1 pseudogene is annotated in these 259 nt (G+C 49.8%); it reads left to right on the top strand.

Annotated features, from left to right (window positions below):
* Positions 1-113: 113 nt before the first annotated feature.
* A pseudogene (locus tag RTW80_RS29865) lies at positions 114-259 on the top strand (RomA family MBL fold metallo-hydrolase); the annotation flags it as partial.

Here is a 259-nt window from a genome sequence, read left to right as displayed (position 1 = left end):
AACGAAAACCTTCTTGACGGCGTAATCATCCTATCTATAATGAGTGCTTACTCACTCATAATCAAGTGTCACCCGCGCAAACCATCGGATGGGGCGCGTAGGCGGGTCAGGAAATGAAAAAGCCTCTATTCATCTGCATGGTGTTAGTCATGATTATTGCTTCAGCTGCCAGTTTACCGTTTGTACTAAATGCCGGATTTGGCCAGCCACCGCAGGGTGCGCAGCTCTCTGAAGTGGAAGCCTCTCCGCACTATCGCGA

The organism is Escherichia sp. AM3 (assembly GCF_032029835.1).
Classification (GTDB): domain Bacteria; phylum Pseudomonadota; class Gammaproteobacteria; order Enterobacterales; family Enterobacteriaceae; genus Escherichia; species Escherichia coli.
This window is presented reverse-complemented; position numbering and strand designations above follow the sequence as displayed.